Genomic DNA, 12407 nt, shown 5'->3' with positions numbered 1-12407 from the left:
TGTCGTTATTCTTTTGAAAACACCAGGCTGGAGCAGTTGCCGCCAAAGCCAAATGAATTGGACATTACGTGTTTCAAATCGTTGCCGGCGCTGAAAGCGGTGGCGGGTGTAAAAGGCAATTCCTTCATCTGGTGCTGAAAGCGTGCATTGGGATATATAATCCCTTCTTTCAGCGCCAGCGCTGCATATACCGCTTCAATTCCTCCGCTGGCGCCCAAAGTATGCCCAGTGAAGGATTTGGTGCTGCTCATCGCAGGGAAATGCGGTGCAAACAAGCGATTGATGGCAATGCCTTCTGATACATCATTATTCTGTGTACCGGTGCCGTGCAGGTTGATGTAACCAATATCTTCCGGGGTGAGGCCGGCCATTTCCAGTGCTCCTTTCATGGCCAGGTAATTCCCGGTGCCATCAGGTGAAGAGGCCGTCTGGTGGTAGGCATCATTTGCATTGGCAAAGCCGCTAAGCCTTGCCCATGGCTGGATGTGCGCCAGCAGGCTGTCGGATACGAGTACCACATACCCGGCACCTTCGCCCAGGTTGAGGCCTGTGCGGGTATCATCAAACGGGCGGCAAGGCTGCTGATCCAGGATCATCAGCGTGTTGAAACCGTTGAGGGTAAAGCGTGTCAGCGAATCAGTTCCACCAGCAATCACAATATCCACGATATTATTACGGATCAGTCGCGCCCCGTACATCAGCGCGTTTGCCGCTGATGAACAAGCCGTGCTGATGGTGGAAATATGGTGCCTGATACCCATGGCATCGGCCACGAGTTCAGTAACGGCGCCACATTCGTGGTGGAGCACCTGTTGCAGGCGACCACCCTGCGGGTTGGCAAGAAAGCTGTTGAAGAAATCTTCCGTTTTATCCATCCCACCCACGGTGTTGGCGGATACAAATCCTACGCGGTAGCGGGAGATGTCGCCGAGGCCGGTCGACTTCCATGCTTCCCTGGCGGCGATGAGGCTGAGCAGTGCGGTACGGCTGGTATTTTCAGGCATCAGTGCCATATCTGCCAGCGTATCGTTGTCCGCCTTTACTTCCGCAACGGGGAAGGTTTCGTGATGCACAGACTGCAGGTATTGCATGGTGGTCATGCCGGTACGCATGTCTTTAAACGCCTGCAGGTTTTCCTGCAGGTTCATGCCTATACCGCTGATGACGCCGCCGCCTGCTATCCATACCTTTACACTCATGCCTGTTGCTTTTGTTGAGCGGTAATAAATTCCGCCATCGTACGGATGGAGTGGAATATTTCTGGCCCCTGTTCAGGGTTGGCAATGCGGATGTTATAGTGCTGCTGGAGCAGAACAATCAGTTCCAGTGCATCGATGGAATCGAGGCCCAGTCCGGTTTTGAATAAAGGATCATCATTGCCGATGTCTTCCGGCTTTACTTCCTGCAAATTTAATTGTTCAATGATCTGCGCTTTCAGATCCGCCATCAACTGTTCCACGGTTATGATTTTTTGTTTTAATTATGTTTTGTTGTCAGACCGGCACCTTCGGTGCCGGTCTGTTCCGGGAGAGGGCCTTCGGCCCTCCCGACTCCGAATCCGAAGGATTCGGAACTATTTCTTTTTATAGAGAGACGTAAGTGCTTCTTTTGTGAGCGGCTGCGTCCCGGTATTTTGCACCAGCGCCATTACCACCTCATAGTCTTGCTCCATTACCTCCACCCAGGCAACCAGGCATGCCTGCAACGGCGTTTCCGCCAGCAGCTGTGCCGGATAGGCCGCTAATAGTGCCGGATCAAATTGTTCCGACACAAAAAATGTATTCTCTCCCTTAAATCCATGCCGGATACAGATCTCCCCCATTACTATATTGGGCAGCGTGTACACGAACAAGGCGGGGCTTGCGATATCTTTCACTGTGGCATAATAACGTACGTCAGTATCCAGACTGGCGCTGCGGTTGGTAAGCACCATTCCTACTGCGGCTGGTGGTAATTGCAGCACCGGGTTGTTTTTCAGCAGCACTTCTGCTGCCAGCCAGCCGAGCTTACTCAGCGGGTCCATCTTATGGAACTTCGGGTATTGCCCTGATACGTGGTCGTAGGCTGCCCGCAGGAAATCCTGGAGCTCGGGGCCTTTGCCCTCCCATACCAGCTTATCATTAAGGAGGATTTTATGCTCTCTGATAATACAAGTACCTGTTATATATGCACTATTACTCAATCTATGACTAGCTTTTTATAATCTCCGTTAATTCAATGGTGCGTGCCAGGCGTTTCAGCGCAGTGTCGTGGTTGGTTACATATGGGTTGGTCATATCCCAAACATAACCTGCCAGCACAGAGCAGATCTGGCCTTTGATGGCAGGGTCCGGATCTTTGGAGAAGAAGATCTTATCCAAAGTACCTTCATACCAGGCCATTACATAGGAACGGAAGGTATTTACACCCTGCATGGTAGGTTCCATGTATTCTTTTTCCCAGTCTACCGCTTCGCCTTTCAGCTTACGGATCACCAGTTTGGCAGCAGTTTGGCTGGACACGCAGGCCAAAGTTACGCCAGATGAGAAAATAGGGTCCAAAAATTCTGTCACGTTGCCCGTGAGCACGTAGCCGTCGCCATAGAATTTATCCGTAGTGGCGGACCATGACTGCAAAATTCGTGGTTCAAACACCAGCTCTACATCGCGGAAACGCTCCCTGGTGTAGGGTTCCGCTTCCAGCATGGCGCGGTATTTTTCCTCGTCGGTACCCGGGAAACCGTCAAAGAATTCCGGATCGCTCACAAAACCTACGCTGGTAACGCCGGTAGAGAAAGGAATGATCCAGATCCAGGTACCTTTTTTATGTACCACCGCAGTTATGCGGTTAGGTTCATCAGCCATGGAGCGGCGTACATCCTTGGTATGTGCAAACAGCGCTTTACGCGGCTGCAGGTTTGAATTTTTTTCCAGGTTGAAGAGCCTGGGGATTACGCGTCCGTAGCCACTTCCGTCTACAATAAAGCGGGCCTCGATTTCATATTTGTTTCCATCGACATCTTCCACGGTAGTCACGGAATCCGAGCCGTTGAATCGGATATCTGTAACTGTTGTTTCGTAAGATACCGGTACGCCCATTTTCTCCACCGTATCGGCCAGGGTTTTGTCAAAGTCGGCCCTGGTTACCTGCCAGGTATAATGCCAACCCGGCGTATACTGGTCCTTAAACTGGAAGTCACATACCAGGTCACCTTTTACGAATTTGGCGCCGAACTTCTGCTGGAAACCTTTTTCTGCGATAGCGTCAATAAATTTAGCTTCCTGAAGGGCGTCCATACAGCGCGGCAGCAGGCTTTCCCCGATTACGAAACGGGGGAACTTCAACTTTTCCACCACCTTCACCGAGTAGCCAGCCTGGTGAATAATGGAAGCTGCTACTGATCCCGCAGGACCAGCGCCAATAACCAGTACATCGACTTTTTCAGTTTTCATACGATGCAAAATTTGGGATGTAAGATGATTATATTAATTGCAAGGCACTATGTATCGCTATTATGCTTTTTTACACTTGAGCAAAGTGTAGTTCAATCCCATCTGATTGTTTTCCTCTACGATTTTCAGTCCGGCATTTTCAATACACTGGAAGAAATCATCGGTATGGTACATCTGGCTGTTGCCGTTGGCCATCGCGGTGAAGTAGAGGGACGTCTGCTGGAGGCAGAAGGCGGCAGACTTAAACTGCTGGCGGTTCCAGAATGGTTCCAGGATATACACCGTACCATCGTCGTTAAGTGCTTCGCGGCAGCGTGACAGGATAGATTCTATTTCAGCTTCTGAGAAGCAGTCCAGGAACTGGCTCATCCAGATAGCATCAAAGCCTTTAGGGAAAGGGATGCTGGTATCGAGGATGTTAGCAATATGGAAGTGCACGCGGTTTTCCACACCGGCATCCTTCATGGTTTTTTGTGCCAGTCCGGCCTGCCCTGGCAGGTCGAAGATGGTTACTTCCACCTCAGGATCTTTGGCGGTGCAGGCCAGTGCCCATTTACCGGTGTTACCACCGATGTCCAGCAGTTTTTTAGGTTTGTTTTCGAACACAATATCCAGGGCTGCCGGTGTAGCCAGGTCGGAGTAGTAGTGATCGAAGTCGAACCAGCTTTTACCTACGCTTGGCGGCAGCAGGGAAAGGCCGGGATATATGGTATCCCATGGGCCGAGCTCTTTAAGCCCGGCGGGTTTACCTTCTTTCAGACTTTCTTCCAGGTGGTACATACCCTTGTAGCAGATATCCTGGGTGAAGTCCATGTTAATGCGGGTAAGTTCGTCGTGTAAAATGAAGTATCCGGTTTTGGTGAGGGTATATTTTTTATCATTTACGATGACGAGTTCCATTCCCAAACCGGCTTCCAGCAATACTCTTACGGCATAGCGGTTCATATTGGTTTGTTCCATGATTTCTTCAATGGTGATACCTTTTGAACCGCTTTTGCTTACTGCTGTTAAAATGCCCATATCGCGCAGTGCCCGTGTAGCCTGGAATGCAATTGGAGCAAATGCGAGCCATAAAGCGGCTTCTTTAGCCTGTAATGCTGTTTTTGTTTCTTTATTAAACACGACAATGATAAATATGTGCTGAAGACCGGGATAATAGGCGGCAGCAATCAGCTGATTAAACTAAAAACCATGGCAGCGTTGCAGCCGCCGAATCCTGATACTGTTTTCAGGAGGTGGCGTGCCTGCGTAGGTGCGATGGCGTTACTTATTTTTACCGGCATGGTAACACCGGAATTTTCATAATTTTTTGTTGGCAGGATCACGCCTTCCTTCAGTGCTTTCATGCTGATGATGGCTTCTATCAGTCCTGCGGCACCAAGGGTATGACCGTAATATCCTTTCAGGCTGTTGACCGGTACATTGGCCAGCCCGGCGTGGTGCAGGGCTTTGGCTTCCATCTCGTCGTTGTAAAGGGTGGCAGTACCGTGTGCGGATACAAATCCTATGTCTTCCGGGGAGATGTCAGAGCCGCTGATGGCCAGTTTCATGGCCGTTGCCAGTTCTTCTCCTGTGCGGGAAGGGCCTGATATATGATTGGCATCGTTACTCACAGCACCATTTCCGAGTACAAAATCTTTTGCCAGGGCGGGGTTGCCGGAAAGTATGACTGTAGCGGCACCTTCTCCTAATGTAACGCCGTTACGATCGGCATCAAAAGGGCGGCAGGGTGCGGCGCTTACCGCCTGGAACGACTGGAACCCTGACAATACAAAGCGGGTAAGCACATCTGCACCGGTTACAATTACCTGGTCGTATATACCTGCGGTAATCAATCGCTTTGCGGTGAGGATGGCAACCAGTCCGGAGATGCAGGCACTGCTTACTACTACTGGTTCGGTGGTAATGCCAAAAAATCCGGCCACCTTACGGGCCGAATGTCCAAGCTGCATTTCCTCCAGTGGCAGTGTAGTACCGGCGGCATCATGCTGTTCCAGCAGTTCGATATTTCCTTTGGTGGTGGATACAACGAGGCCGGTACGGGCACTTTGCAGCGGAATTGTTGTTTGTTGTATGGCTGCCGAAACAGAGGTGATCAGCAGTTGTTCAAACTTCGTATAATCGTTGCCGTTATAATCATCAGCATAGGATGCGAGCTGGCCCGGGGCCATCATGGCAGCATAAAACGGAGCAGCGGCATAGGCTGCATTTTCCTGTAGGCTGATACCACTGTTGCCCTGCAACACCTGTTCAAAATTCTGAAGGGTAGTATTGCCCAGTGGGCTCACAATGTTATCAGCAACAACAAATACCTTTTGCATATTACCCTTTTAAAGCAGTCCCTGTGCCTTTTTCCAGTTGCTGAAAAACGGCGGCAGGGTAAGTTGCAGCAGAGAGGATTCTTTATCCAGGAACACCTGAACGGAGGATCCTTTTGCCACTACTTCCCCGGTAACTGCATGTGTAAGTACGTATTCAAATTTGAGCTTCGCGGCCAGGTCGTCGATGTAGGTGGTATGTACTACTACTTTGTCGCCATAGCGCAGCGGGCGCTTATAATCACACTGGATATTGACCAGCGGCACGGTAAACCCTTCCGCGGCAATATCCAGGTAGCGTAATCCGTATTTTTCACCGAAAGCTTCTCTTCCGTCCTCAAAATACTGCACATAGTTTCCATGCCATACGATCCCTAAAGGATCACAGTCATTGAATCTAATCGTTATGGTAGTGCTTTCGGTTAATTGCATGCTTAGCTTTTCTTTTTTGCTGGCTGAGCTTTTGTATTTGCCACGCCTGTTTTACCTGACTTTTTAGGTGCCGGAGCTGGTGCTGGTGCTGGTGCCGGTGCTGGCTCTACAGGGTCAGTGGCGTTGGCATATTTCTCTTTCAGCTTATTGTAATCATCGTGAAAATTATCCAGTATATATTTAACCGGCAGTGCCCAATAGTTACGATTACCGAAAGCCATGCCAGTTTTTCCTTCTATTCTTTCTGTCATCAGTACACGGCGGCTTCCCATATCCACCAGCGTTACAAATGCAGATGCTTTTTTATCGGTTTTGCTCATGCCGTCCATAACGAGGAGCGCACCGATACCTTTCTTACCACCGAAGTCGAAACCTTTCACCAGTTTGTTCACATCCTCTTCAGTGAGGCGGTGCAGGTCCGCACTGTTATCTGATTTGAAGTTATCAGGATTGATAGCGGCGTTACGTTTGTTTACCAGGCTGATATCATACGTCACGTTTTCGTGGCGCATATTTCCCGGCACATCGTATTTTTTAGGTTCGTTTACCACCACCTGGTTGATGCCGGCGAAGTGACTATCCACAAAATCGATTGGTTTAGCTCCTGCATCGCCAATCAGTCGTGCCTGTGTAAAATCAATACCCAGCCAGGTAAAAGAGGAATCTTTATTATCCAGGAAGTTTTTTAACTTTTGTGCTTTTGCAGTAAGTACAGTACCCAGCATAAGTGCTGCTACCAGAAATAAGGAACTGGTTCTCATGATGCTTAAGTTTTATGATTGGGGGTTGATGAATATTTTCAGTTCACACTGGGCCATCACCTTATCCTGATACATCACTTTAGCGTTTACCATGGTGGCGTTAAAAACTTCTGCACCAATAACGGTGGTAGTTTCAACGGTGGCTCCGGCGGGAGGTAATTCAAAAATTTCAAAATCTTTTACGGCGCCAATAAATCCCAGCGGTACAGGTACGTTTTGCTGGCGGGAGATATAACCAATCCTGGCGGCTGCGGTCTGCGCCATGTTTTCCATGAGGCCGGGGGCCGTGAAAAAGCCCTCCTCCACGAAAATATTATCCGCGGCTATGCTCAGGGCAGTACGGGTTACAGGGCCTTCTACTTCGAGAATGCCACTGATCATCACTATAGGTGCGCGCTGCGGTATATATGCAGTAATATCGTCTGTATGAATAAACATCTCCACAATTTATTGTAAAAAAAGAAATACGAAGTAAATAGAATTATATGAAATTATGAACAGTATAATCCCGGAAATTATTTCTACCTGGAACCAGGTAGTTATTAAGGATAGTTGTTATGACACGCTGTTTCCGGGGGCTGTTGTTGCTTCGTCTTCCCAGAAATCGTAGTAGTTAAACCATTGCGTGGGATATTTCCGGATCTTCACTTCCATCTCCCCTACAAAATCCTTTAATGCCTGCTCCTGCTGCCTGCGGCCATTATAGACCCGCGGTTCAGTGGCATAAAAATGATAGTGGGTAGCCGATTCCTTAAAGGCGAAAACCGCTGAAACGGGCACCCGGAAAGTGGATGCCAGCAGGAACGGGCCTAAAGGAAACTGCGCCGGCGATCCCAGCAGATCCGTGGTCATGGTTTTATTCCCGGGTAAAAAGCGGTCGGCGTGCATGCATACCAGTTCCTGGTTGCTCAACGCGTCGTTGATGGCATAGATGTGCGACAGATCGTCTTTCAGCACGATGATATTCACATTACGCCCCCCCGTAACAGAGGAGAGGTATTCCTTAATTCTTTCATGCTCACCGTCGAACATCACGATGTTGATACGTGCCTGCAGCCGTTTAAACAGGTGGCCAGCCACTTCCCAGTTGCCCAGGTGTGCACTGAGCAGGATGCCGCCTTTGCCGCCGCTCACTATATCGCGCAGGTGCTGCTCTCCATCGAAATCAAACGTGAATTTGTTGGCCATATCGGCCATCACCACTATCTTATCAATAATGGTTTGCCCAAAGACATAGTAATTCCTATACAGGTTAATCAACGATTTAAACCTGCTGAAACCAGCCTTAGTATGGAAATATTTGTAAATAGGTCTGGAAGAACTCCAGGAGAACAAAAAATAATACGCGGCTACAAACCTTAACAGGAAATAAGCAGGATACACACCCCCATAGCGCAGTATGGCAATAAAAATACTGTAGCCCAGCTTATTTCCTTTCGACTTTCCCTGCCAGGACGGCATTATACGAGTTCTTTTTGCTGAATACGAGCAGTTACGTAATTGTAAAAATCCTGGAAGGTGACGATGTTTTGAAAATCTTCCGGTTTTACTTTAAAACCAAAGTTATCTTCAATTACTACCACCATATCGATATAGTCCAGACTATCCAGGTCCAGCGTAGCTTTCAAATTAGCTTCCGGCGTGATGTCTGCCAGATTAGCTTCAAACTCCTCTACCAGAAATTTGTTTGTGACAGTTATTACTTCTTTAAGTTCCATATAACGTATAACAGATATAGGTTGATTATAAAATAATTACGGTTACCAACCAAGCCTGTAAAATCTTCAAATTAGTCCGAGCGCCAAAGTTAAGAATATATTGGGAGTTACACACACCGGGGATATATGAGTTTATTACTCATAGATGTAAGGCAACTAGCGTTCACTCTAAACTGGCAATAGTCCTACTTTCCGTCCCACGCTTTCACGATCAGGGAGGAGTTGGTGCCTCCGAATCCGAAAGAGTTGGACAAAAATATATTAAAATTTTTATTAATTGTACTACTAATTATATTCAGCTTGGCGGCGTCATCATCCGGATTTTCCAGGTTGATGTTTGGGGCGATAAATCCGTTTTGCTGCATCAGCATGGAATAAACGATTTCGCTGGCACCTGCCATCCAGCATTCGTGGCCGGTCATGGACTTGGTGGAGCTCACCGGTACGTTGCCACCGAATACTTCGTAGATCGCTTTTGCCTCGCTGGCATCACCTGCCGGTGTGGAGGTAGCGTGGGCGTTGATGTATTCCACATCTTTAGCCAGCAGGCCAGAGTCGCTGAGGGCAATTTGCAGGCTGCGCACGGGTCCATCTACGGTTGGATTGGAGATATGTGCACCGTTAGAGGAGAAGCCGTAGCCCAGGACTTCGCCCAGGATAGTGGCGCCTCTTTTTTGTGCGGACTCCAAACTTTCAAGTATAACTGTGGCTGCGCCGCCGCTTGGCACGAGGCCGTCCCTGTCACGGTCAAACGGGCGGGAAGCCCGTTCCGGCTCACTTTCCCTGGTAGAAAATGCGGCGATGGCATCGAAGTTACCCATGGCGTAAATATTTACTTCCTGGGCGCCGCCGCAGATCACTGCATCCTGCATGCCGTTTTTGATAAACATATAGCCGAGGCCGATAGCATGGGAGCCGCTGGCACAAGCCGCGCTCACTGTGAAATTGACACCCTTCAGTTTAAAGATGGTGGCCAGGTTCATGTTTACGGTGGAGTTCATGGTCTGAAATACAGAGCCGGAGCCCACCAGCATGGTATCTTTCTTTTCCCGCATGATGTCGTTGGCTTCTACAGTCGGTTTTGCACAGCTGTCGTTGCCATAGAGTATGCCTACGGGAGTTTTTTCGATGTAATCAGGGTCCATTTTAGCCATGGCTAAGGCCTCCCTGGTAGCCATAAAAGCGAATTCGGCCTGTTCAGGCATCATCAGGCGGGCGCGGCGGTCCAGCAAGCCTTTCAGCTCAGGACGTTCGATTTTGCCGGTGAGGCCGGAGCGGTATCCGAATGCTTTTCTTTCGGGGTCCAGTACAATGCCTGATTTTCCCTTGTATAATGAATCTCGCACCTCCTCCAGGTTTTTACCTATGCAGGAGTAGATTCCCAATCCTGTGATCACAACTCTGTTCATAATAGGAGCGGTTAACGTTTTGGACTATTATCAGGTATACAGGCCGCCGTTGATGCTCAGTACTTCGCCGGTGATGTACCCTGCACCTTTGGAGGCAAAAAATGCCACGGCTTCAGCTACTTCTTCTGCGGTACCGAAGCGGTTCATCGGCACTTGTGCGGCCAGTTCTTTTTCGTTCAGTTCAGCCGTCATATCGGTTTTGATGAAGCCTGGAGCCACTGCGTTCACGGTTACACCACGTTTGGCGATTTCCTGTGCCAGTGCTTTCGTAGCGCCGATTACGCCTGCTTTGGCGGCGGAATAGTTGGTTTGTCCTGCCAGGCCTTTAATGCCGGATAAGGATACCATGTTGATGATGCGGCCATAGCGTTTCATCAGCATACTGCTGAGTACCTGCTTGGTAACGTAATAGAAACCATTCAGGCTGATATTGAGGACATTATTCCATTGTGCCTCACTCATCATAAACATCAGCCCATCCTCGCGTACGCCGGCATTATTGACCAGCACTTCAATCTGGTCTTCTTTATGCGCTTCCATCCAGGCGCCGAGCACACTGGATACTTCTTCGGCGCTTCCTACGTTGAACTGCAGCAGTTCGCCCGTGCTGCCGGCTGCCTTTACGGCTTCCAGTGTTTCGAGTGCTGCTGCCTCATTGCCTTTATAGTTGATCAGAACATGGTAGCCTAGTTCTGCCATTTTAATACATACTGCCCGTCCTATGCCTCTTGAGCCGCCGGTGATTAGCGCACATTTCATTGTTGAAGTTTTTTGCTGTTACAACTGTACCGGCTGATTTGCCATCAGGTATTCCCTGATTTTCTGAAGATCCTTGTATTTAGGACTGTCCTCAATAAATTTAGGGAAAATAGCTCTCACCTCTTCGTAAATTTTGTGTGAGAACCCAGCCAGCCTGTCCTGACAACCGAGGTAATCCACCGCCTGCAGCATGGTCATCACCTGGATGGCCAGTACCTCGAAAGTGTTGCCGATTACCCTGCCTGCCATCAGCGCAGCGTTGCAGCCCATACTCACAATATCCTGGTTATCATTGTTATTAGGAATACTGTGCACGTACATCGGGAAGGAAAGCGTCTGGTTTTCTGCTACAGTGGAAGTAGCGGTAAACTGTACGCCCTGCATACCGAAGTTGAAGCCCAGTTTGCCCAGGTTCATGAACGGCGGGAACTTATGGTTCAGCTTTTCATTCATGAGGTAGTTCAGCTGGCGCTCAGAGAGCATCGACAGCTTGGTGATGGCGATTTTGATCTTGTCCATTTCCAGGGAAACATAGTCGCCATGGAAGTTACCGCCATGGAACACATTTTCCTTATGGTGATCCACCACCGGGTTATCACTTACGGAGTTCAGCTCCTGCACCACCAGTTGTTCTGCCTGTTTCAGGGTATCGAACACTGGTCCCAGGATTTGTGGTACGCAACGGAGGGAATAGTATTCCTGTACTTTATCTTTAAAAATCTCTTCTTCCAGTTCTTTATAGAGGTGATCCGGGCGGTGGCGCACCATTTTGCTGCCCACGAGGATCTCCCGCATGATGCCGGCCACTTTGTTCTGGCCTTCATGCATTTTAACCGCATTGAGCTCTGCCGACAAATGGTCATCAAAAGCTTCCACGATTTCGTTGATCATGGCGGAAATGGTGACAGACCAGGCCAGCAGGCGTTTTGCCTCTATGAGGTTTACCAGGCCCACGCCGGTCATCGCAGATGTTCCGTTGATGATGGCCAGTCCCTCGCGCACATGGATGCCGATAGGCTTAAGACCCAGCCTGGCAAATACTTCAGCCGTTGGCTGTACCTTCTCTTCATATACTACTTCTCCTTCACCAATCAGCACCAGGGCCAGGTGAGCGAGCTGTACGAGGTCGCCGCTGGCGCCCACGCCTCCATGCTCAAACACACACGGATATACGTTTTTATTGATCAGGTCTTTGAGCAGGTGTACTACTTCAGGATGAATGCCGGAATGCGCCTGCATAAAGCTGCTGAGGCGGGCGATCATGAGTCCTTTGGTGTGTATCGGGGATAACAGTTTGCCGGAGCCGGAGCTGTGGCTGCGGATCAGGTTGTATTGCAGCTGGAAGGTATCCTCATCGCTGATGCGGTACTGTGCCATCGGCCCAAAGCCGGTGTTTATGCCGTAGATCAGTTTTTTTGCGGAAAACTTCTTCAGAAACTCAAAACTGGCTTCCACCTGTTGTAAAGCCGCTGCGTCCAATACCAGCTCTTCACCGCTGTAAAGAACCCTGTAAGCTTCTTCCAGGGACAGCACCTTACTTCCTATTGCAACCATGGTTACTATTAAATTAAATTTATTG

14 protein-coding genes are annotated in these 12407 nt (G+C 49.2%); all 14 read right to left on the bottom strand.

Translation table 11 applies throughout. The features are described from left to right. Positions 1-5 precede the first annotated feature (5 nt). The 14 genes from BUB18_RS17555 to BUB18_RS17490 all read right to left on the bottom strand — a co-directional run bounded on the left by BUB18_RS17555 (position 6) and on the right by BUB18_RS17490 (position 12382). Positions 6-1199 (bottom strand): beta-ketoacyl-[acyl-carrier-protein] synthase family protein, encoded by a 1194-nt coding sequence (locus tag BUB18_RS17555; RefSeq protein ID WP_073083605.1) that lies wholly within the window; start codon positions 1197-1199, stop codon positions 6-8. Further along, positions 1196-1459 carry a phosphopantetheine-binding protein gene (locus tag BUB18_RS17550; RefSeq protein ID WP_073083603.1) on the bottom strand — a complete coding sequence of 88 codons (264 nt, stop codon included), beginning with the start codon at positions 1457-1459 and terminating at the stop codon, positions 1196-1198. The genes BUB18_RS17555 and BUB18_RS17550 overlap by 4 nt, the downstream gene beginning before the upstream one ends. Positions 1460-1573: 114 nt before the next feature. Next, positions 1574-2182, bottom strand: a complete 609-nt coding sequence (locus tag BUB18_RS17545) for a hypothetical protein (RefSeq protein WP_073083601.1) — start codon at positions 2180-2182, stop codon at positions 1574-1576. Positions 2183-2189: 7 nt separating this feature from the next. Beyond that, positions 2190-3431 carry an NAD(P)/FAD-dependent oxidoreductase gene (locus tag BUB18_RS17540; protein WP_073083600.1) on the bottom strand — a complete coding sequence of 414 codons (1242 nt, stop codon included), beginning with the start codon at positions 3429-3431 and terminating at the stop codon, positions 2190-2192. A 60-nt stretch (positions 3432-3491) separates the two neighbouring features. Beyond that, on the bottom strand, positions 3492-4553 hold the full coding sequence (locus tag BUB18_RS17535; RefSeq protein ID WP_245805690.1) for an SAM-dependent methyltransferase: 1062 nt from the start codon (positions 4551-4553) through the stop codon (positions 3492-3494). Between the two features lie 47 nt (positions 4554-4600). Then, entirely contained in the window at positions 4601-5752 is a 1152-nt protein-coding gene (locus BUB18_RS17530; protein ID WP_073083596.1) for a beta-ketoacyl-[acyl-carrier-protein] synthase family protein, read from the bottom strand. A gap of 9 nt (positions 5753-5761) precedes the next feature. Further along, a complete protein-coding gene (locus BUB18_RS17525; RefSeq protein ID WP_073083593.1) occupies positions 5762-6181 on the bottom strand; it encodes an acyl-CoA thioesterase in 420 nt (139 codons plus the stop codon). Between the two features lie 2 nt (positions 6182-6183). Then, positions 6184-6942, bottom strand: a complete 759-nt coding sequence (locus BUB18_RS17520; protein ID WP_073083591.1) for a hypothetical protein — start codon at positions 6940-6942, stop codon at positions 6184-6186. A gap of 12 nt (positions 6943-6954) precedes the next feature. Next, on the bottom strand, positions 6955-7380 hold the full coding sequence (locus tag BUB18_RS17515) for a hotdog family protein (protein WP_073083590.1): 426 nt from the start codon (positions 7378-7380) through the stop codon (positions 6955-6957). 117 nt (positions 7381-7497) lie between these two features. Then, positions 7498-8403: an LpxL/LpxP family acyltransferase gene (locus tag BUB18_RS17510; protein ID WP_073083588.1), complete on the bottom strand. Its 906-nt coding sequence runs from the start codon at positions 8401-8403 to the stop codon at positions 7498-7500. Next, a complete protein-coding gene (locus BUB18_RS17505; protein WP_073083587.1) occupies positions 8403-8660 on the bottom strand; it encodes a phosphopantetheine-binding protein in 258 nt (85 codons plus the stop codon). Before BUB18_RS17505 ends, BUB18_RS17510 begins: the two co-directional genes overlap by 1 nt. Before the next feature lie 185 nt (positions 8661-8845). Next, a complete protein-coding gene (locus BUB18_RS17500; RefSeq protein ID WP_073083585.1) occupies positions 8846-10069 on the bottom strand; it encodes a beta-ketoacyl-[acyl-carrier-protein] synthase family protein in 1224 nt (407 codons plus the stop codon). A gap of 30 nt (positions 10070-10099) precedes the next feature. Further along, positions 10100-10828 (bottom strand): flexirubin biosynthesis SDR family reductase FlxB, encoded by a 729-nt coding sequence (gene fabG, locus BUB18_RS17495; protein ID WP_073083583.1) that lies wholly within the window; start codon positions 10826-10828, stop codon positions 10100-10102. Positions 10829-10846: 18 nt separating this feature from the next. Then, positions 10847-12382, bottom strand: a complete 1536-nt coding sequence (locus tag BUB18_RS17490) for a flexirubin biosynthesis tyrosine ammonia-lyase FlxA (protein WP_073083581.1) — start codon at positions 12380-12382, stop codon at positions 10847-10849. Positions 12383-12407 lie beyond the last annotated feature (25 nt).

It is taken from the genome of Chitinophaga jiangningensis, assembly GCF_900142605.1.
In the GTDB taxonomy this organism is placed as follows: domain Bacteria; phylum Bacteroidota; class Bacteroidia; order Chitinophagales; family Chitinophagaceae; genus Chitinophaga; species Chitinophaga jiangningensis.
The sequence above is the reverse complement of the archived record's forward strand: the minus strand, read 5'-3'. Positions and strand labels throughout refer to the sequence as shown.

What these genes read in the sequence shown, in the direction of transcription:
- BUB18_RS17555 (WP_073083605.1), bottom strand. Translation starts at nt 1,199, where the DNA reads ATGAGTGTAAAGGTATGGATAGCAGGCGGCGGCGTCATCAGCGGTATA.
- BUB18_RS17540 (WP_073083600.1), bottom strand. Translation starts at nt 3,431, where the DNA reads ATGAAAACTGAAAAAGTCGATGTACTGGTTATTGGCGCTGGTCCTGCG.
- BUB18_RS17530 (WP_073083596.1), bottom strand. Translation starts at nt 5,752, where the DNA reads ATGCAAAAGGTATTTGTTGTTGCTGATAACATTGTGAGCCCACTGGGC.
- BUB18_RS17525 (WP_073083593.1), bottom strand. Translation starts at nt 6,181, where the DNA reads ATGCAATTAACCGAAAGCACTACCATAACGATTAGATTCAATGACTGT.
- BUB18_RS17520 (WP_073083591.1), bottom strand. Translation starts at nt 6,942, where the DNA reads ATGAGAACCAGTTCCTTATTTCTGGTAGCAGCACTTATGCTGGGTACT.
- BUB18_RS17515 (WP_073083590.1), bottom strand. Translation starts at nt 7,380, where the DNA reads ATGTTTATTCATACAGACGATATTACTGCATATATACCGCAGCGCGCA.
- BUB18_RS17510 (WP_073083588.1), bottom strand. Translation starts at nt 8,403, where the DNA reads ATGCCGTCCTGGCAGGGAAAGTCGAAAGGAAATAAGCTGGGCTACAGT.
- BUB18_RS17505 (WP_073083587.1), bottom strand. Translation starts at nt 8,660, where the DNA reads ATGGAACTTAAAGAAGTAATAACTGTCACAAACAAATTTCTGGTAGAG.
- BUB18_RS17500 (WP_073083585.1), bottom strand. Translation starts at nt 10,069, where the DNA reads ATGAACAGAGTTGTGATCACAGGATTGGGAATCTACTCCTGCATAGGT.
- fabG (WP_073083583.1), bottom strand. Translation starts at nt 10,828, where the DNA reads ATGAAATGTGCGCTAATCACCGGCGGCTCAAGAGGCATAGGACGGGCA.
- BUB18_RS17490 (WP_073083581.1), bottom strand. Translation starts at nt 12,382, where the DNA reads ATGGTTGCAATAGGAAGTAAGGTGCTGTCCCTGGAAGAAGCTTACAGG.